This window comes from Exiguobacterium sp. BMC-KP, assembly GCF_001275385.1.
Taxonomy (GTDB): Bacteria; Bacillota; Bacilli; order Exiguobacteriales; family Exiguobacteriaceae; genus Exiguobacterium_A.
Window position 1 is genome coordinate 1785441 of sequence record NZ_LGIW01000015.1, and the last position, 18138, is coordinate 1803578.

Below are 18138 nucleotides of genomic sequence, written 5' to 3' on the forward strand. Positions count from 1 at the left end.
CTATGGGATGTTAAAAGATGTACGGTGCTGGGTCGACTGCATTCGGTTGACCGGCAGCCCACTCTCCTTTATGCAATTCGAAGTGCAGGTGAGGACCTGTCGACCAACCGGTGGAGCCAAGCGTCCCGACGGTTTGACCCGGCATGACCGTTTGACCCGTTTTTACATCGATTGACTCCAGATGCGCGTAAACGGTCGTGTAGACCTTGCCGTCAATCAAGTGTGTCACCATGACGACGTTGCCATACCCTGTCGCACTACCGGCACGGAGGACGATGCCACCGGCTGCGGCATGAATCGCTGTCCCTTTCGCATTGACGAGGTCAATCCCTTTATGGATTTCAGGTTTTCCGGTCAATGGATTGTTCCGTGGACCGAACGGTGATGAAACATATCCTTGCACTGGTAAATGAAACGGACGGCTCGACTCGACGTCTGTCGGTGTATTAGTTTTATCGGGTGTTTCGACTTTCGGAACGGATGGTTCTGCTTTTGGAACTTCCGTCTCCTGTTGTTTCGCTTCAGCAGCACGTGCGGCTTCTGCTTGTCGCTTAGCTTCCGCTACTCGCTTCGCTTCTGCTTGACGTGCTGCCTCGATTGCCCGCCGCTTTGCCTTTTCTTTTGCTTTTCGTTCTGCTTCTTTTAGAGCAGCCAATTCATTTTGAATCAATTGTCGCTGATCAGCGAGGATTTCTGACTCTTCGGCTTTTGAGAACTGCTCTTGTTGCAACGCTTTTACTTTCGTATTCAACTGCACGACCAGCTTCCGCTTCAAATCTGATTCCGCAATGATTTGCGTCTGAAGGACAAGTAATTTCCGTTGCTCTCGTTTTAGACTCTCGAGCAACAGGGCTTGATCCGACCTTTGTTCATTCAGCTGAGTGACGTTCGTTTTATAAGCTTGTAGAACATCATCATCTTGTTTGATGATCTCACTGACCGTGCTAAAGCGCGAAATCAAATCACCGAAATCCTTTGCGTCGAGCAAGACTTCGATATAGGTGACGTCCCCTTTTTGCTGGACGGCACGTAAGCGACTGCCAAGTAGATCTTCTTGCTGATGCAGTTCTTTCAGCGTCTCGGAGATTGCTTCTTCCGTTAGACGCAATTGTTCCTTAGATGCAGCAACAGCCGCTTGTTGATCGGCTATCTTACGCGCTAAATCATCCAAACGGCTGTTGACTTCATCCAGTTGCGCACGGGCTTCCTTGCGCTGCTGTTTCGTCAAGATCAACTTCTCTGATGTCTGATTCTGTGATCGTTCCGTCTCTTTTAGACGGCTTTCGACCTCCTGTTGTTCCTTCAACAAATCTTCTTTCGACGTGGCATGAACGGACACGCTAGTTCCAATCAAAGCTAGGCTCAGGACGACAGAATAGAATCGGACTTTCATGAGAAGCATCTCTCCTCTATTTTATTTTTGAGTGAATCAATTAAATCTTCAAGAAACGACCAAGTGATGTTGTCGATCCCCAGACACCGATGAATGCACCGAGACCGAGTAAGATTGAGACGACCTCTAGTGATAATTGACCTGGCGGAATCAGTGAGAAGATTCCTTCGTTAATCGTTAACAGCTGAGGCTGAATCGCATTATACGAGGCTTCGTAACCAAAGTAGACAACGACAATCGGGATGATGGCACCTAATATACCCATCAACAACCCTTCAACGAAGAACGGTGCACGAATAAATCCGTTTTTCGCTCCAACGAGACGCATGATCTCGATTTCCCGGCGACGGGAGAAGATCGTGACTTTAATCGTATTCGAAATGAGGAACATCGCCATGAACGTCAAGCCGACAATCAGGATAATTCCACCGATCCGAACTCCTTCAAGGAAGTTAAACATCTTTTTAACATAGTCCTTACCATATTCGACACTATCTATATTTTCCATTTTATTGATGGAATTTGCAAGTGTTTCTGTCTCTTTTGGTGAGGTAGCTTTGACGATGTATCGGTCGTGAAGCGGGTTATCTTTTTCAACGGACCGGTACGCTTGTGAACCTTCGCCAAGTTGCTCCTTGAAGCGGTCCAGTTCTTCTTCTTTCGAACTATAACGAACAGAGGCGACTCCCGGTAATTGCTTCAGTGAATCGCCGACTGAATCAATTTTTGCCTGATCGGCTTCCCGTTCGACGAACACTTGGATTTCGACGTCTTTTTCGACGTTATCAGAAATCTTATTGACGTTGAACATAAGCATTGCGAATATTCCTACGAGAAGTAGTGTAACGGTAACGGCACTGACAGAAGCGAATGTCATCCAGCCGTTCCGGACGAGACCTTTTGCCCCTTCCCGTAAATGACGGAATCCATTAAACTTCATAGCCGTACATTCCTTTCTCTTCGTCTCGGACGATTTTTCCACCATCAATCGCTAAGACACGATGACGCATCTTGTTAACGATATCCCGGTTGTGTGTCGCCATTACGACCGTTGTCCCACGGCGATAAATTTCTTCGAACACTTCCATGATCTCCCATGCTGTATCCGGATCTAAGTTCCCAGTCGGCTCATCCGCGATGACGAGTGACGGGCGGTTGACGATGGCTCTCGCGATCGAGATCCGTTGTTGTTCGCCCCCAGATAGTTCATCCGGATAGTTCCGTTCCTTATGCTTAAGCTTCACGAGATCGAGTACCTCAAGCACTTTTTGGCGGATTTGTGATTTGTCTTCTCCTACGACTTCTAGTGCGAAGGCGACATTTTCATAAACCGTCAATGACGGCAATAATTTAAAATCTTGGAAGATGACGCCGATTTGGCGACGGAGTTCTGGAATCTGACGGTTCTTCAGTTTCCCCACTTCAATTCCTTTAAATAAAAATGAACCGCTCGTTGGTTTCTCTTCGCGGTACATCATTTTCATGAATGTTGACTTACCCGCACCCGACGGACCGACGATATAGACGAATTCGCCTTGATCAATCGTCAAATCGACCTCACGCAGTGCCGTGACGCCGTTCGGATAAATCTTACTGATTCGTTGCATCTTGATCACGTACTTCACATCCTTACTGGTTTACTGATGCTGAATCGATAGGTCTAAAAACCTACCGAACACCATTATAACAGGGACAAAATTGAACGCACATTACAATCAAATGTCATTTCAGGCGATTATACCATAAAAAAGAGGCACGGATGACGAACACATGTCGTGTCTGTCATCTCGTACCCCATCATATCCCATAATCATTTTTTAGCGGCGAGCCAGTCGGCAACAGCCACGATTTCTTTATCATCTTTCAGGATTCCAGCAGGCATTTGCCCTTTCCCGTTTTTGATGATTTTCTGAATTTCTTCTGAAGAATATTTCGAGCCGACCTTCGTTAGGTTCGGACCGACGTTCCCTTCAAGGTTGTTCCCGTGACACGAAGCACAGTTGTTCGCAAAGATTTTTTCCGCGTCGACTGCTGATTCTGTCTTCGACGAATCATCTTTCATCGTAGATTCTTCTTTTGTCCCTGACGACGAGTCGTCTGAACTTGAATCATCACTACCGCCACATGCTGCGAGCGCGAGCGTCGTCCCTAGACCTAATGCTAGTAATAAGTTTTTCAGCTTCATCCGGATTTCCCCCTCTTATAAGTATCTACATAAACACTTCTGACCTAGTTAAAGTATAACCGTTATCTAGAGGAGTTAAGCCTAATTTCACAAAAACTTCACGTTTTAAGAACAATTACGGCACATTGCGATAGCGTTTATCGTCTGTAAAGCCGAGTCCAAGGACCTCATGGGCTTCACTGACGACGAGGAACGCCGACGGATCGATGTGTTTGACGATCTCTTTGAGCGTCGTGATTTCCCCTTGACGAACGACAACCATTAGCATTGGTTTGCGCGTCCGCGTGAATGCGCCTGCTGCTTCGATCTCGGTCGCGCCACGATCGAGCGTCTCAAAGATCTCCTTCACTAACGCTTCCCGTTGATCGGAGATGATATAGGCAAGCTTGTCGTTTGTGATCCCGAGCTGGACGACGTCAATCATCTTGATCGTGATAAATAAAGCAACAAGAGCATACAAGCCGATCTCAAGCGAGAAGATCGTCGCCGCACTGATGACGATCGTTCCGTCAAGCAAAGCAATACACAGATGGAGCGGCAACTTCGTGAAACGATGCAGGATTTGCGCGATCAAATCCATCCCACCGGTCGAAGCGCGACCACGGAAGATCAGACCCAGTCCGATTCCGACACCGGCACCGCCGAAAATCGCAGCAAGCATCGGATTCGTCGTCGCAGCCGGAACGTCGAACCGTTCATACACGAGGATGACGACCGGTAAGAAGATCGAACCGACGAGTGATTTGACACCAAAGCCCATCCCGAGGATCATCCAGCCGATTGCCAGCAAAACAACGTTTGCGACGAGCTGGAATAACCCGGGTGAGATGCCAAACAGATCGTTTAAGACGATCGATAACCCACTGACGCCTCCTGAGGCGAGTTGATTTGGTGCTAAAAATAAACTAAAGGCACTTGCGACGAACAAGGACCCGATTAACAAATACGCATAATCGCGCACGACTTCCTGACGTGTCGATGTCATGACATTCCATTTCCCCTTATCGATTGATTCTCGTGTTTCATTTTAGCGGAAAAGTCAGACAACGACTAGATAGGCGGAACAACTCACAGTGTTCCCTTTATACCGCACTAAAGGGTGGACTGTAGCGGACGATTCCGCTGACACCACGCAAAGCGTTCCGTTCGAGCGCAAGAACGAGGAATACTTCCGGCGGGACAGGGAACGGTGGCTCAATGCCGTAGTCGACCGCCCGTTCAAAACCGAACTGCGGATAATAGCTGTCATGCCCGAGGACGACGATGTGTGCTTCACCGGCGTCCCGCGCATCTTCAATCACTTGCCGGATTAACTCGGAACCAATCCCTTTTCGTTGCCAGACCGGCAACACGCCAACTGGTGCTAAGGCAAGCGACGGGATGTCATCGATATGGATTCGGCTCAATAGAACATGACCGACGATTTCTCCTTTATCGGTCACCGCGACCCGACCAAAGACCGGTTGAGCGGCTTCGTCCTCACGTAAGGCATCGACGAGATTCGCTTCGTTCGGTTGCTCGAACGCCGCTTCATGGACGAGCCGGATTCCCGCTGCATCCTTGAAGCCTTCTTTCCGGATGATCATCAGACATTTCTCCCTTCGAATGGTTTGGTTGCAAGTATCGTGAACTCTTTCGGAATGTTCTCACCGTTCCAGCCGCGATGCTCGTCGAACTGTTGCAATGTGAATCGCGTCTTGATGACGCCGTTTAGAATTTCACTTAGTGTAAAATAGCGGACAGACACATCTGGAAAATCACCTTGTTCATGATCCGTAAAGTGCCGTTTGTACGCCAAGTCATCAGCTTGCACAGCTTGATCGAAGTAACGCGGTCGATACGTCAGATCCGCATTAATCCAGCGTCCGACCGGATGAAAATCACTGAGGATCAGCTGACCACCGGACTTTAACATCGTAAAGAGAATCTGTAAGAAACGCTCTAGATCAGCAAAGTAATGTAAGATGCCGCCTTCTAAGTAGAGGATATCAAACGTATCGCTGTATCGCTCAAGGTCGATTTCATAAACATCCCCGACAATGTACTCGATTTTCGTCTCAGCGTGGTCCGCTAGTTCAAGTGCGTACGTAGCATTCTCCTCTGAGATATCGAACACCGTGACGTCTGCCCCGAGTAACGCCAACGGAACGGCTTTTCGTCCATTTGAACCGCAGATGTTCGCAATCGTCTTCCCCGCGACGTCTTCGAAATAATGCCGGTGTTTCTTCAGCATTGCTGCGGGATTTACTTTGATGATGGCAGCATATTCTGCCGGTGTTCCGTCACGTTTCTCCCAAAACTCATATGCTCGGTACTCCCAAGCTTGTTTGTTGATTCGACTTTGCTCCTTCATCGCTTCTCCCCCTGACGGTCAAAAAACCAGTCGAACATCGTCCGACTGGTTAGTTATCTTACATATTCATGAGACGGAGGTACGCATCGATGAAGCCCATGATGTCGCCATCCATTGCCCCTTGTGTGTTCCCGACTTCATAGTTCGTCCGGTGATCCTTGACCATGCTGTATGGGTGGAAGACGTACGAACGGATTTGGCTACCCCACGCGATATCCGACTTTTCACCACGGATTTCGTCGAGTTTCTTTTGTTGCTCTTCGATTTCACGTTGATAGAGTTTCGCTTTCAACATCTTCATCGCCGCTTCACGGTTTTTGATCTGCGAACGTTCTTGTTGACATGAGACGACGACACCTGTTGGAACGTGTGTGATCCGGACAGCCGAGTCCGTCGTATTGATGTGCTGACCACCCGCACCAGAGGCACGGTACGTATCGATCCGTAAGTCTTCCGTACGGACTTCGATATCGATGTCATCGTTGAATTCTGGCATGACGTCACACGAGACGAACGATGTATGACGACGACCTGATGAGTCAAACGGTGAGATCCGGACTAAACGATGGATCCCTTTTTCGGCTTTTAAGTATCCATAGGCATTGTGCCCTTGAATACGAAGCGTGACCGATTTGACACCGGCTTCATCACCTGGTTGATAATCCATCGTTTCGACTTTCCAGCCCTGCTTGTCGCAGAAACGTTGGTACATCCGGAGCAACATCGATGCCCAGTCTTGCGACTCGGTCCCACCCGCACCTGGGTGTAACTCGAGGATCGCGTTGTTCGCGTCATATTCTCCGTTTAAGAGGATTTGAAGTTCGAAGTCTTCGAACTTCTTCTTGAGGTCGCCGAGTTCTGACTCGAGCTCTTCTTGAAGATCCGCATCCGGCTCTTCCTTGATCAATTCGTACGTCAAAGCGACGTTCTCGTGACCTGCTTCAAGTTCCTTGTATTTGTCGACCATCGCTTTTAAGCCGTTCGACTCATCGATGACTTTTTGTGCTGATTCCTGGTTGTTCCAGAAGTCTGGGTACGTCATCTCGTTTTCAAGTTCTTCGATCCGAGCAATCTTCGATTCGAGGTCAAGTGATGCCTTATATTCGTCGAGTTTCTTTTCCATCCACTCGGCGGTGTTGCGAATTTCTGCTAATTCCATGTGTTCCACCTTCTCTTTCCGTGAAAAGAGGCAGGAATCTCCTGCCTCTCTTTCAGTCGATTCATCACTTATGCCTGACGGCCGTGACAGTTCTTATATTTCTTACCGGATCCACACCAGCACGGATCGTTTCGTCCGATTTGGTCGTTTGGATTTTTCCGGACTGGTTTTTTCTTGACTGCTTTGTCTTCCTTACCGGAAACCGCGACTTCGTCTTGGACGACTTTTTCGCGTTTGAGGTTCGGATCGAGATCCGCACGAAGGACAAATTGCGTCACTTCTTCTGCGATCGCAGCGTTCATCGCATCAAACATCATCGAACCTTCCGATTGGTATTCACGGAGCGGATCGTTTTGACCGTACGCCCGGAGGTGAATCCCTTCACGGAGTTGATCCATCTGATCGATGTGGTTCATCCAGTGTTGGTCAACAGCACGAAGGACGATGACTTTTTCGAACTCATCGAATGCTTCGGCCGGCACTTCTGACCGTTTGTGCTCGTAGTGTGCGAATGTACGCTCTTTGAGCAACTCGATGATTTCTTCGCGTTCTTTTCCGAAGAGGTCGCTTTCCGTGATCTTCTCTTCGATCGCAAGCGTTTGGTTTGCCCACTCTGCAAGCGCACCGATGCTCCACTCTTCCGGTACGAACTCGACCGGCGTATATTGATGGACGCCCGCTTCGATCGTTGATTCGATCATCGGACGGACGATATCTGACACTGAACCGGCATCAAGAATCGCTGCCCGGTCAGCATACATGACTTTCCGTTGGTCTGCCATGACGTTATCGTATCCGAGAACTTGTTTCCGTGCATCAAAGTTATTTCCTTCGACCCGTTTTTGAGCAGATTCAACAGCACGAGACACCATCCGGCTCTCGATCGGTTGCGAATCATCCATCCCGAGACGGTCCATCATTGACTGCAAGGAGTCTGAACCAAAACGACGCATCAATTCATCTTCCAGTGATAGATAGAATTGTGATGCCCCTGGGTCTCCTTGACGACCAGCACGACCACGGAGCTGGTTATCGATCCGGCGTGATTCGTGACGCTCTGTCCCGAGAATGAAGAGACCACCTTTATCTAAGACACCTTCACCAAGCTTGATGTCGGTACCACGACCGGCCATGTTCGTTGCGATCGTAACCGAGTTCGCTTGACCGGCGTTCTCGATGATTTCTGCTTCACGCGCATGGTTCTTCGCGTTCAAGACTTCGTGACGGATGCCACGTTTCTTAAGGATGTTACTGAGTAACTCAGACGTCTCAACGGCAACCGTACCAACGAGAACGGGTTGTCCTTCGCGGTGGGCACGTTCGATTTCGTCCGCAACGGCAGCGAACTTCCCGTTCATCGTCTTGAAGATCAAGTCTGGCATATCATTTCGGACGACCGGTTTGTTCGTCGGAACCGGTACGACGTGCATGTTGTAGATATTACGGAACTCTTCTTCCTCCGTCTTCGCTGTACCGGTCATCCCAGCAAGCTTCGTGTACATCCGGAAGAAGTTTTGATACGTGATCGTCGCAAGGGTCATCGATTCGCGTTGAATCTCGACGCCTTCCTTCGCTTCGATCGCTTGGTGTAAGCCTTCTGAGTAACGACGACCTTCCATGACACGACCTGTGAACTGGTCGATGATCATGACTTCGTCTTCGCGGACCATATAGTCGACGTCGCGGTGCATGACGGCGTTCGCCCGAAGTGCAAGACTCAAGTGATGGTTAAGTGAGACGTGATCGAGACCAAACAAGTTATCGATACCGAAGTATTTCTCAGCACGGTCGATCCCTTGCTCTGTCAACAAGACACTCTTCGTTTTGATGTCGACCGTGTAGTCTTCATCTGCCTTCATGATTTTCGCGAACGTATCCGCTTGCGAATAGAGTGCTGTCGATTTTTCAGCCGACCCTGAGATGATGAGCGGAGTCCGTGCTTCATCGACGAGGATCGAGTCGACTTCATCGACGACGGCGTAACTAAGCGGCCGTTGAACACGGTCTTCTTTATAAAGGACCATGTTGTCACGCAAGTAGTCAAAACCGAACTCGTTGTTTGTTCCGTACGTGATGTCACAGCTGTAGGCTGCTTGTTTTTCTTGACGCGACATGCTTGAGAGGTTCAAGCCGACCGATAGACCAAGTGCCGCGTAAAGAGGCTCCATAATGTCACGGTCACGTTTTGCGAGATATTCGTTGACGGTAACGACGTGAACGCCGTTGCCAGCGAGGGCATTCAAATATACAGGGAGAGTCGCGACGAGTGTCTTACCTTCCCCGGTCTTCATTTCGGCGATGTCACCGTTGTGCAGGACATATCCACCGATCAACTGAACGCGGTAGTGGCGCATGCCGAGAACACGTGTCGACACTTCGCGACAGACAGCGAAAGCTTCCGGTAAAATATCATCTAAGTCTTCTCCGTTAGCGAGACGCTCACGGAATTCAACGACTTTTCCTTCGAGTTCTTGATCCGATAACGCACCGATTTGTGTCTCGAATGCTTCCACAGCATCTGCTGCTTTTTCGGCTTTCTTCAGGACACGTTTCGTTGGTGCAAATAATTCTTTAAGAAAATTAGCCATGCCTTACAGTCCCCTTACTTCGAACGATTCTTTGAACGAACAGAATTCCGAGATTTTTCCTTTATTCAGTGTACCGAATACGACGTCAAATTTCAACAAGCGGACCAAACGCTTCCTCCTGGTCACTCCTTATAGAGTAAACGTATCTTGTTTCGAAATAGTTTTTTATCATATCAAAAAGGGACCCGCCCGTAAGAGCGAGTCCCTGTTGCATTCATTATTCTGGTTCAATCAAACCGTAACGACCATCCTTACGACGGTAGACGACGTTCGTGTTGCCCGTTTCTGCGTCTGAGAAGACGAAGAATGCGTGCCCGAGCATGTCCATCTGAAGAATTGCTTCTTCCGTGTCCATTGGTTTGAGTGTGAAACGCTTCGTCCGAACGAGTTCGAGTTCAGCCTCGTCCTCTTCATAGACAGGCGCTTCCGCTTCCGGTCCTTCGAGCGTTTTAAAGTACTCTCCGATGCCGCCTTCTTTAGCGCGCCCTCTCCGGTTCAACTTTGTTTTGTGTTTCCGGATCTGACGTTCGAGCTTATCGACGACGAGGTCGATTGCTGCATACATATCGCCATTGACATCCTCTGCACGGAGCAAGAGGTTTGGCATTGGAATCGTCACTTCGACTTTTTGTTTCTCGTTGTTGACTTTGAGATTAACATAAGCCGTTTGCGCTTCCGTAGGAGTTGTAAAATAACGAGTTAACTTTTCAAGCTTTTTCTCGACGTAATCCTTGAGAGCATCTGTGACGTCCAAGTTTTCACCGCGAATGTTGTAGATCATGTAAACTCCTCCTTAAGTAACCGGTTGAACCTATGAATTCGAGATGATTCAGTCGTTCCCTTCTGAATATTCGAAATTCTTTGGTTCGTTTTTATTATAGCACGATAAGTGAAGGAAGACCATGAAAACGATGACATTCTCATGAACGTTCACTTCGGTTCTTAGCGTACGATAATATTGAAGCATGTTGATGTTAACGTATATACCCGTTTTGATTAGACTCAAAACAAAAAAACCGCTTTTAGGCAAGACGCCTAAAAACGGTGGTGGCTGCTTCGTTTAGAGTTTAGATACGTTCGCAGCTTGTGGACCACGATCGCCTTCTACGATTTCAAACTCCACTTCTTCGCCTTCTTCAAGTGATTTGTAACCATCAGCTTGAATTGCTGAGAAGTGTACGAATACGTCTTTCGCATCAGACGTTTCAATGAAACCATAACCCTTTTCAGCGTTAAACCATTTGACTTTACCTTGTTCCATTCGAATTCACGTTCCCTTCGCAAACCAGAGTACGAGAGCAAGCTCTCACGAATTAGTCTATCAAAAGAAGGAATTATTGACAATTAAAAATTCTGATTATTTAGAAACCATTACCACTAAAATATCAATTTCCTCCAAGACATTGTTCTATATTTCAAAAAATTACATTGTCATTACATTTGTAATATTGTATTATATCGTTAGTAATTACCTGTTTTATCCATTGTCCCATTTGAGGAGGATGTAGTCGACATGCGACCATTCCATAATGATGAAAAGTATCGAATCACGAAGCGGACCGTAGCAATCTTACCTTGTTACGACATGATGAAGCAGTCCATCATCGTGCTAGAAGATGGTTCTACCATCATGACGCCACTTCGACCGTATCAACTGTTGCAATTATCGTGCAGGCAGTACAATAGTTCTATTGAGGAACGGATCGTCACCGCAAAACGTGTCGCATCCGTGAAAGGAAAAGTCCCGATTGTCATCGAACCGTCACTCGGCCTCGTCTTTTTCCCTACCAAATCACCGAAACGTGATGATTGCGAATGGTACGCTTGGAGTCATATGATTGATGTCCTCGAAGAGGATGGACAGACTAAGCTGAAGACCCGCAATGGCATGATCCTTCCCGTGAACGCCTCTCCTTACATCGTCCGCAACCAAATGAAAGCAACAGGTGAGCTTATGGCTCGCTATCAACAATTGAACGCGATGACATTAGAGGAACGCTTTAATGCAATCAAATCTTGAAAAAACGAAGGTTGGGCGATATTTTCGCTCAACCCTTTTTCGTTTCTGCCGATATATAATAAGATGATGTATTTTGAAAAAAGGAGGACGTTTGATGAATATCCAGTTGAATCCAGCTCGTTCGACGGTACCTGCCGGACAAACCGTGCTTTCGGAGACGAAGACATATAAAGGAACCGTCTTGGAACAAACCGGACCGCATACGGCGCTCGTTCAAGTCGGACGGGATAAAATCGAGATGACATTCACTGGAGATGTTCCGACAGGTGATTTCCAGTTTAAAGTAAAAGGTCAAACGGCAGAAGGTTATCTGATCGAGCAGCTACCAGCTGTCTCAGAGCCTGACGCTGAAACACCGTCCGCCGTCTCGATTCCGTCAAACGTCGATCCTGCTTTACTCGAAGGCGTGCCAGCAGAACTGAAACCGGCTGTCGCAAAACTCCTTGCGAGCGGTCAGTTGCCTCAAACACCAGAAGTCGTCGCCCAACTGGTCACGGCTTTACAAGGCAGCTACAAGGATCTTGTCCTTGAACTCGTCTCTCGTCCTGACCACGCGCTCCCACCGGAAGCGGAACTCTTGATCGATAGTCTGTTAGCGACAACAGAAGACTTCGTCGACGTCCTTCCGGAACACGACGCCTTACGCGACCAACCAACGTTCGAAAAAGCTGTTGCACTTGACGTCGCACGCGTCACCTTACCGACGCAACGCGATATCGAGACCGCAACCCCACTGCATATGCGCCAGTACATTGAACACTTGCCACTAAAAGAACGTCCGGCACTGATCACAGCGCTTGATCAAGGGGACGTCGAAACGATCCGTAAACACCTGACACCTTACTTCCCGCAAGCTCCACTTGAGCCGAAGACGAGTGTCCGTGAACAATTGATCGGTCTGACGGCGCGTGCCGCAAGTCCGGTCGAGCCAGCCACTCCGATACGGTCGGCTCTGACGCTCGTCCGGGAAGTGACTCCTCGATTAGCGGAAGTAACGAACGATTTCAAGAGCCAACAGCGAACGATCGTATCGCAACTGCGGCAAATCGAACCACTCGTCGAGTCCCGCCCGGTGCAAATGGTCGCTGTCATCGAAAGTACGGCACACCGCTTGAAGCAAATGTTCCAGCAAACGGACGCGATGTTGCATACGACGATGCGGGATGAAAAACAATTGATTCATTTCTTGTCAAAACTCGAACTCGGCGCTGAACTCGCGTCACTCGGTCGGGGAACAGAAGCGAAGGCACTGCTACAAGAAGTCCGGACGGGCTTTGAAGCCTTCCGCTACGCGCCAGCGAACGTACGCCCGACCTATTTACCGGAATGGAACGCGCCAAGCACACGAACGCCAAGCGACGCACCGGCAAAGCTCGTACCGTATGAGCCAAAGCAAAACAGTCCGCGAGTCTTACAAGAAACGGTTCAAAAAGCGTTGCAGCTACAAAGTGCCGAGTTAAAGCTCGCTACTCCAACTCTCAACCCGGAAGCTTCGAAGCTTCAATCATTCTTGACAACGCAACAACAGGTCAATAAACCTGACAATCAACAACAGTTGAATCAGATCCTGTTATCACTTCCAGTCCAAATCGTCGAAGCGACGGCCGGTCTTCATGTTCATCTTCAAAATAAACGCCCGGATGAAGTGATCGACTGGGAAAACAATACGTTGTACGTCCAGTTGAATACGAAACGTCTCGGTGACATTGGTGTGCGCGTCGAAACCGTTAACCGAAAGATGCAAATCACGATCGAAAATGATCTTCCGATTCTCGAGCGACTTGCCGCTCCTTTCCTCGAACGGACGACAGATGCCTTAGAAGCGACCGGTTATCAGGATGTCCGGATTCAGTTCCGACCATTCACGAAAGAAGAACGCCAAGACGTCGCCGCGCAGAAGGATGAGACACCAAACGGGTATGACTACCGGATTTAAAGGAGGACGCCATGTACCAGAAAATTGATTTGAAGCACCGGAAGTCAGCTGCCGTTCTGCGTTACGATGAAGCATCTGGACAAGCACCCGTCGTCGTCGCCCGAGCGACAGGACAAGCGGCAGACCGGATTTTACAGGAAGCTCGAGCCAACGGGATCGCTGTCGAACACGATACATCGTTACTCGGTCACCTACTCGATCTTGATCTTGGGACCGCAATTCCACCGCAACTCTATGACGTCATGGCAGAACTCCTCTTATTGATCGAAGAACTGGACCACGCGAAAGGACGACAGACATGACAGAACAAGAACTGTATCAGATGACTCCACAACAATTGACGGAAAAAATGTTGCAAGGACTTGTCTTTCAGTACGAACAGGCAATCACGGCGATTGAAGCAAAAGCGTTTGATCACATGAATGAACGTCTACAAAAAGCCTACGCGCTACTGACGAAGCTCTCGGAAGGACTCCATGACGACGGCGGGATCATCACGTCTCAACTTGAAGCGTTGTACTTCTATCTCGGTCAACAGACTCTGCGTGCCTACACAGAACATCACGTGCTCACGGAAGCACTTTTCCTTGCTGAAGAACTGCTAATTACGTGGCAAGCAGCAAGTACAGATAAGCGCCCGCTCGCCCGGGCAGCCCACCATGCAGGATATGAAAGGATGGCATACGAATGAGAATCTCAAACAACGTCCAGGCTCTAAAGGCGTATCGCAACCTGACGGCGAATCAATTAAACGTTAAGACAACGATGGATAAACTATCAAGTGGTCAAAAAATCAACCGCGCTGCGGACGATGCTGCCGGTCTCGCCATCTCTGAGAAGATGCGGAATCGCTTGCAGGCACTCGATAAAGCGGAACAAAACGTTCTGGACGGCATCTCGATGGTGCAGACGTTAGAAGGCGGCATGAATGAAACGCATAGTCTCTTACAACGGATGCGCGAACTCGCCGTCCAAGCAGGTAACGGAACACTTGCTCCTGAAGACCGTTCTTCGATCCAATCCGAAATCGACCAATTGACGAATGAAGTGACACGGATCGCAAAGACGACCCAGTTCAACGGTAAAGACATCCTGACGGGTGACTTCGGTGAAGGGAAAAGTACTCTATTCATTCAAACAAATACTGGTGCTAACGAGGGCATTTCAATTAATGTAGAGGATATGCGTTCATTAGCACTTGGTATTAGTACTACGACAGCACCAGCGACAGGTAGTGTCGCCATGACGGACACGAGTGGCACGAACGAATATGCTTTGAGCATCATGACAAGTAACAACGCAGACACTGCTGTTTCTCTTTATACAAAGGCCATTGATAGTGTGTCAAATCAACGCGCGAAGCTTGGTGCGATCCAGAACCGTTTTGAAGCAACGAATTCCGTTCTCAGTATCAGCCGCGAGAACTTGACGGCGTCCGAGTCACGGATTCGCGATACCGATATGGCACGGGAAATGATGGAGTATGCGAAATATAACATCCTCAACCAATCCGGTATGGCCATGATTGCGCAAGCGAACGCATTACCGCAAGGCGTCTTGCAACTACTCAACTAAGAAGGAAGTGTCATTTATGGACATTCGCCGCATTCAAGAAACCCAACGACTTCAGGCAGCTCGGTCCGGTCCTCGGGAAGTCGAGGCATCGACGACCTTCTCTGCCTTAATGCAGGATAAACGAGAACACAAAGGCTATGAACGTCTCCAGCAAAAGTTACTGCTCGTCGAAGAACACGGTCAACTCCTCGCTGAGAGTCATACGATCGAAAACCTAGAGAGCTACAAGGAGAAGATCAAGGACTTCCTGAAGGATGCACTGGATCAGTCACAACAACTAGAAGAGAAACGTGGCTTCAATCGCCGCGGACGAACGAAAATCTATAAGGTCGTCGAACAGGTCGATACGAAGCTATTGCAATTGACGGACACCGTCTTATCCGGAGAATCAAGACGACTTGATATTTTAGATCAAGTCGGTGAAATCAAAGGCATGCTCGTTAACGTCTTTGTCTAATCCGACATCACGAGGAGATTATCCATGCCTGAGTTGTATTTTAAAAAATGTAAGTGTACCTATTGTTTAAAAGAAACAGAGACGAAGCGTGTCCTGTCCCGTCATATCCGGGTTGAGCGCACGGATTTCGATGGCTTCGTCCATTACCAAGGATCGAACCCCTACCTGTATGAACCGATTCAGTGTTCGCACTGCCGCTTCGTCTTTCATGAGTCGTTTGAAAAGTTGCGGACGGACGTGCGTCAGACGCTCGAAGAGCAAATCTTGCCGACGCTCCCGGTATTACCGTTCGCAGCGACGGAGCGAACGATTGAACAATCCTTACAGCTATATAAATTAGCGCTCTATACGGCGCAAGTGACCGGACAAAAAGAAGCAATCCTCGCCATGCTCGGCGTCCGGATTGCCTGGATGTACCGGATGCTCGGAGACGAAGCACAAGAATTGCAGTGGATGGAACGGTCGGTTACGAAGTACGAAGCCTTATATCTCAATTATACCGACGCTGTTCGTACCGGTATCCCCCACGATGTCCTCTTACTGCGGATCAGTGACTTGTATGCTGTCTTAAAACGGACGGATGATGCGAAACAATGGTATGGTCTCATCTTCCAAAGTAAGACCGTGTCGGACCGGACGAAAAAAGAAGCACGGGAACATTGGGAATTGTATCGCGAAACACATAACGTCTAACCAAACTACATAAAAAAGGAGGATCATGCATGCGACAGATGTCTCGCGTCCAGTGGTATGTCATCGTTACGTACATTGCCATTCTCGGATCAAGCTGGTTTCATGCTGGTCCGATTTTTGCTGTCTTCAGTACGATTGCCGGACTTCTCTATTGCTCATGGGTCGCTCGTACTTCCGGCACGTTACCGATCATCCGGCGAGCAATCGAGTGGTTCACGATCGGTATCATCTTGAACTTTGCCTTTAGCTTCTTACCAGTTGCCTGGCATCCACCGGAGCTCGATACCGTCGTCAACCTGACGATTACCGGCTTTTTTATCCTGACAGCGCGGACATTCGCGAAACAGATCAATTGGACGACGGTCCGTCGCTTACCGCTTCTTTACGTCGACGGGATTTTACTCTTTGGTATGACGTTCGTCTTCGGCTATACGATCGTCTTACGCTATATCCCAGATTTCGCCCGTTCTCCAATCGAACTCGTCGGGATGAGCGGTTTTGCACTTAGCTTCATGGCACAACTGTTCTTTTTCTTCTTACTTTATACGACTGGCTTACACAATAAATCACATCGCTTACTGATTCGATCGATGCTATTGTTCATCTTTGCGATTTTCGGGTACTATACGTTTTTCATCCGGAATCAGCTCGACATCGCCAGTTGGTTCTTTCCGCTGTACCCGGTCAGCTTATACGGTCTCTTACGGTATTATCGCAAATCGCACTCACCAGAAGCCTCTGAACGATGGACGATCTCGTACCTTCCCTACCTCAGTCTATTAATTGTCGTCGGTGGCATCTCGTACGTACCGATCCCATCTACCATCTACTGGAGCAGTCTCATCGGTCTCTTCTCGCTCTTTTTCGTACGCCAATTTTTCTCCGAGCGTCAAAACACACGACTCTTGCGTGAGTTGGGCCTCTCGGAAAATGAGTTATTGCAACGCGTCAGCGAAAAAACGGAGCGCCTCGAACTGCGAAAGGAAGAGTACCGTCGGCTATTTTTGAATCATCCGTATCCAATCGTTCGGATGGACGCCAACGGTCATGAAAAAACGATGAATCCAATTGCGGAACAGTATTTCCCTGCCGGACAGCTTCCGGATCATCTAATGGAACAGATCGTCCCGATCAGTTGGCAAGGAACACCGATTGAACATCAATTGATGCAACTCGACGATGGACGTGCTTTTGAAGTGACGGTCATCTCGATTCCGCGCGAGCATGACTTCTACATCATCTTAGCGGACCGGACGCATGCTTTGACAGAAGAACGGATGTTGCGCTCGCTCGGATACCAGGACGCGCTCACTGGATTACCGAATCGTCGTTACTTCGAGGAAGTTCTATCAAATGAACTACCACATTGGCAAGAAGGATCATTACTGTTCATCGACTTAGATGGCTTTAAAGACATCAATGATCAGTTCGGTCATGACGCGGGGGACTTCGTTCTACAAGAGACGGCACGACGTCTAGAAGCCGACCTGCAGGAAGCAGAGATGGCTGCACGCCTTGGAGGTGACGAATTCATCGTCTTCTTACACCGAAATCGAGCGGGCACGATCCATTACGCAGAAAGTATTCTCAAGCGGCTGAATGAGGTATTCCTTTATCAAGCGCAGACGATGCACGTCACACCTTCGATCGGGATTGCACGTTACCCGGAAGACGGAACGACGACGAGTCTCCTGTTGATTCGTGCGGACGAAGCGATGTATACCGTCAAGCAGGAAGACAAAAATGCTTATCGCTTCAAATAAAAAGAACGGAATCCAC

General features: G+C 48.6%; 19 protein-coding genes. 8 read left to right on the forward strand and 11 right to left on the reverse strand.

From position 1 onward, the window contains the following. Nucleotides 1-10: 10 nt before the first annotated feature. The 11 genes from ADM98_RS15045 to ADM98_RS15095 form a co-directional block, all read right to left on the reverse strand. Nucleotides 11-1393, reverse strand: a complete 1383-nt coding sequence (locus tag ADM98_RS15045; RefSeq protein ID WP_053454184.1) for a murein hydrolase activator EnvC family protein — start codon at nucleotides 1391-1393, stop codon at nucleotides 11-13. Nucleotides 1394-1433: 40 nt separating this feature from the next. Beyond that, complete coding sequence (ftsX, locus tag ADM98_RS15050) at nucleotides 1434-2333, reverse strand: permease-like cell division protein FtsX (RefSeq protein WP_053454185.1); 900 nt, start codon at nucleotides 2331-2333, stop codon at nucleotides 1434-1436. After that, entirely contained in the window at nucleotides 2323-3009 is a 687-nt protein-coding gene (gene ftsE, locus ADM98_RS15055) for a cell division ATP-binding protein FtsE (protein ID WP_023469240.1), read from the reverse strand. Before ftsE ends, ftsX begins: the two co-directional genes overlap by 11 nt. 194 nt (nucleotides 3010-3203) lie before the next feature. Beyond that, nucleotides 3204-3578, reverse strand: coding sequence for a cytochrome c551 (gene cccB, locus ADM98_RS15060; RefSeq protein WP_200904902.1), 375 nt, complete (start codon nucleotides 3576-3578; stop codon nucleotides 3204-3206). Between the two features lie 115 nt (nucleotides 3579-3693). Beyond that, complete coding sequence (locus tag ADM98_RS15065; RefSeq protein ID WP_053454186.1) at nucleotides 3694-4563, reverse strand: YitT family protein; 870 nt, start codon at nucleotides 4561-4563, stop codon at nucleotides 3694-3696. A 97-nt stretch (nucleotides 4564-4660) separates the two neighbouring features. Beyond that, the gene (locus tag ADM98_RS15070; RefSeq protein WP_053454187.1) at nucleotides 4661-5164 is read right to left on the reverse strand and encodes a GNAT family N-acetyltransferase; all 504 of its coding nucleotides are present in this window, start codon (nucleotides 5162-5164) and stop codon (nucleotides 4661-4663) included. Further along, nucleotides 5164-5931, reverse strand: a complete 768-nt coding sequence (locus tag ADM98_RS15075) for a class I SAM-dependent methyltransferase (RefSeq protein WP_053454188.1) — start codon at nucleotides 5929-5931, stop codon at nucleotides 5164-5166. Before ADM98_RS15075 ends, ADM98_RS15070 begins: the two co-directional genes overlap by 1 nt. A 58-nt stretch (nucleotides 5932-5989) precedes the next feature. Next, entirely contained in the window at nucleotides 5990-7090 is a 1101-nt protein-coding gene (prfB, locus tag ADM98_RS15080) for a peptide chain release factor 2 (protein ID WP_023469245.1), read from the reverse strand. A 68-nt stretch (nucleotides 7091-7158) separates the two neighbouring features. Further along, complete coding sequence (secA, locus tag ADM98_RS15085; RefSeq protein ID WP_053454189.1) at nucleotides 7159-9678, reverse strand: preprotein translocase subunit SecA; 2520 nt, start codon at nucleotides 9676-9678, stop codon at nucleotides 7159-7161. A 217-nt stretch (nucleotides 9679-9895) separates the two neighbouring features. Next, on the reverse strand, nucleotides 9896-10459 hold the full coding sequence (hpf, locus tag ADM98_RS15090) for a ribosome hibernation-promoting factor, HPF/YfiA family (protein WP_035410035.1): 564 nt from the start codon (nucleotides 10457-10459) through the stop codon (nucleotides 9896-9898). Between the two features lie 279 nt (nucleotides 10460-10738). Then, nucleotides 10739-10939, reverse strand: coding sequence for a cold shock domain-containing protein (locus ADM98_RS15095; RefSeq protein WP_053454190.1), 201 nt, complete (start codon nucleotides 10937-10939; stop codon nucleotides 10739-10741). A 252-nt stretch (nucleotides 10940-11191) separates the two neighbouring features. Between ADM98_RS15095 and ADM98_RS15100 the strand changes: the two genes are divergently transcribed. The 8 genes from ADM98_RS15100 (at nucleotide 11192) to ADM98_RS15135 (ending at nucleotide 18122) form a co-directional block, all read left to right on the forward strand. Further along, the gene (locus tag ADM98_RS15100; RefSeq protein WP_023469249.1) at nucleotides 11192-11698 is read left to right on the forward strand and encodes a competence protein ComK; all 507 of its coding nucleotides are present in this window, start codon (nucleotides 11192-11194) and stop codon (nucleotides 11696-11698) included. Nucleotides 11699-11792: 94 nt separating this feature from the next. Beyond that, the gene (locus ADM98_RS15105; protein ID WP_053454191.1) at nucleotides 11793-13634 is read left to right on the forward strand and encodes a hypothetical protein; all 1842 of its coding nucleotides are present in this window, start codon (nucleotides 11793-11795) and stop codon (nucleotides 13632-13634) included. Between the two features lie 11 nt (nucleotides 13635-13645). Then, entirely contained in the window at nucleotides 13646-13936 is a 291-nt protein-coding gene (locus ADM98_RS15110; protein ID WP_053454192.1) for an EscU/YscU/HrcU family type III secretion system export apparatus switch protein, read from the forward strand. Next, the gene (locus tag ADM98_RS15115; RefSeq protein WP_053454193.1) at nucleotides 13933-14325 is read left to right on the forward strand and encodes a flagellar export chaperone FliS; all 393 of its coding nucleotides are present in this window, start codon (nucleotides 13933-13935) and stop codon (nucleotides 14323-14325) included. Before ADM98_RS15110 ends, ADM98_RS15115 begins: the two co-directional genes overlap by 4 nt. After that, nucleotides 14322-15209, forward strand: a complete 888-nt coding sequence (locus tag ADM98_RS15120) for a flagellin N-terminal helical domain-containing protein (RefSeq protein ID WP_053454194.1) — start codon at nucleotides 14322-14324, stop codon at nucleotides 15207-15209. Before ADM98_RS15115 ends, ADM98_RS15120 begins: the two co-directional genes overlap by 4 nt. Before the next feature lie 16 nt (nucleotides 15210-15225). Continuing rightward, on the forward strand, nucleotides 15226-15666 hold the full coding sequence (locus tag ADM98_RS15125) for a YaaR family protein (RefSeq protein WP_053454195.1): 441 nt from the start codon (nucleotides 15226-15228) through the stop codon (nucleotides 15664-15666). Between the two features lie 24 nt (nucleotides 15667-15690). Continuing rightward, nucleotides 15691-16359, forward strand: coding sequence for a DUF2225 domain-containing protein (locus ADM98_RS15130; RefSeq protein ID WP_053454196.1), 669 nt, complete (start codon nucleotides 15691-15693; stop codon nucleotides 16357-16359). 29 nt (nucleotides 16360-16388) lie between these two features. Then, a complete protein-coding gene (locus tag ADM98_RS15135; RefSeq protein WP_053454197.1) occupies nucleotides 16389-18122 on the forward strand; it encodes a GGDEF domain-containing protein in 1734 nt (577 codons plus the stop codon). Nucleotides 18123-18138: the final 16 nt, after the last annotated feature.

Excerpts from the sequence above, each read along its gene's own strand:
- ADM98_RS15110 (WP_053454192.1), top strand. The coding sequence starts at position 13,646 with ATGTACCAGAAAATTGATTTGAAGCACCGGAAGTCAGCTGCCGTTCTG.
- ADM98_RS15100 (WP_023469249.1), top strand. The coding sequence starts at position 11,192 with ATGCGACCATTCCATAATGATGAAAAGTATCGAATCACGAAGCGGACC.
- ftsX (WP_053454185.1), bottom strand. The coding sequence starts at position 2,333 with ATGAAGTTTAATGGATTCCGTCATTTACGGGAAGGGGCAAAAGGTCTC.
- hpf (WP_035410035.1), bottom strand. The coding sequence starts at position 10,459 with ATGATCTACAACATTCGCGGTGAAAACTTGGACGTCACAGATGCTCTC.
- ADM98_RS15135 (WP_053454197.1), top strand. The coding sequence starts at position 16,389 with ATGCGACAGATGTCTCGCGTCCAGTGGTATGTCATCGTTACGTACATT.
- prfB (WP_023469245.1), bottom strand. The coding sequence starts at position 7,090 with ATGGAATTAGCAGAAATTCGCAACACCGCCGAGTGGATGGAAAAGAAA.
- ADM98_RS15070 (WP_053454187.1), bottom strand. The coding sequence starts at position 5,164 with ATGATCATCCGGAAAGAAGGCTTCAAGGATGCAGCGGGAATCCGGCTC.
- ADM98_RS15130 (WP_053454196.1), top strand. The coding sequence starts at position 15,691 with ATGCCTGAGTTGTATTTTAAAAAATGTAAGTGTACCTATTGTTTAAAA.
- ADM98_RS15120 (WP_053454194.1), top strand. The coding sequence starts at position 14,322 with ATGAGAATCTCAAACAACGTCCAGGCTCTAAAGGCGTATCGCAACCTG.
- ADM98_RS15075 (WP_053454188.1), bottom strand. The coding sequence starts at position 5,931 with ATGAAGGAGCAAAGTCGAATCAACAAACAAGCTTGGGAGTACCGAGCA.
- ADM98_RS15045 (WP_053454184.1), bottom strand. The coding sequence starts at position 1,393 with ATGAAAGTCCGATTCTATTCTGTCGTCCTGAGCCTAGCTTTGATTGGA.
- ADM98_RS15065 (WP_053454186.1), bottom strand. The coding sequence starts at position 4,563 with ATGACATCGACACGTCAGGAAGTCGTGCGCGATTATGCGTATTTGTTA.
- cccB (WP_200904902.1), bottom strand. The coding sequence starts at position 3,578 with ATGAAGCTGAAAAACTTATTACTAGCATTAGGTCTAGGGACGACGCTC.
- ADM98_RS15095 (WP_053454190.1), bottom strand. The coding sequence starts at position 10,939 with ATGGAACAAGGTAAAGTCAAATGGTTTAACGCTGAAAAGGGTTATGGT.
- ADM98_RS15115 (WP_053454193.1), top strand. The coding sequence starts at position 13,933 with ATGACAGAACAAGAACTGTATCAGATGACTCCACAACAATTGACGGAA.
- ADM98_RS15105 (WP_053454191.1), top strand. The coding sequence starts at position 11,793 with ATGAATATCCAGTTGAATCCAGCTCGTTCGACGGTACCTGCCGGACAA.
- secA (WP_053454189.1), bottom strand. The coding sequence starts at position 9,678 with ATGGCTAATTTTCTTAAAGAATTATTTGCACCAACGAAACGTGTCCTG.
- ADM98_RS15125 (WP_053454195.1), top strand. The coding sequence starts at position 15,226 with ATGGACATTCGCCGCATTCAAGAAACCCAACGACTTCAGGCAGCTCGG.